The 650-nt window shown below is 36.5% G+C and carries 1 protein-coding gene; it reads left to right on the top strand.

From position 1 onward, the window contains the following. A partial coding sequence (locus RTL21_RS17190; RefSeq protein ID WP_312097565.1) for a glutamine amidotransferase-related protein occupies window positions 1-650 on the top strand: 650 nt, incomplete at both ends.

Raw genomic sequence — 650 nt, 5'->3', positions numbered from 1 at the left:
TATGAGTAAGGAAGAACAAGGATTATACGCAGTTCAATTCCATCCAGAGGTTCGCCATTCTGTATATGGAAATGAATTGTTGAAAAACTTTGTGTTTGGAGTTTGCGGATGCAAAGGTGACTGGTCTATGGAGAACTTTATTGAAATTGAAATGGAAAAAATTCGTCAGACAGTTGGCGATAAGAAAGTTCTATGTGCCCTTAGTGGTGGAGTAGATTCTTCTGTTGTTGCTGTATTGATTCATAAAGCAATTGGTGACCAATTAACATGTATATTTGTTGACCATGGACTTCTTCGTAAAGGAGAAGCAGAAGGAGTTATGAAGACTTTCACAGAAGGCTTCAATATGAATGTTATTAAAGTCGATGCAAAAGAACGCTTTATGTCTAAACTAGAAGGCGTAAGTGATCCAGAGAAAAAACGTAAGATTATCGGAAATGAGTTCATCTATGTGTTTGATGATGAAGCAGCTAAATTAGAAGGAATTGATTTCTTAGCGCAAGGGACACTTTACACAGATATTATTGAAAGTGGAACAGCTACTGCACAAACAATTAAGTCTCATCATAATGTTGGTGGACTTCCTGAAGATATGCAATTCCAATTGATTGAGCCCCTAAATACGTTATTTAAAGATGAAGTACGTGCTT

The sequence above is a fragment of the Niallia sp. genome, assembly GCF_031978665.1.
Taxonomy (GTDB): domain Bacteria; phylum Bacillota; class Bacilli; order Bacillales; family Cytobacillaceae; genus Niallia.
Note: the sequence above shows the minus strand (reverse complement) of the source record. Positions and strands in the feature narration are given on the sequence as shown.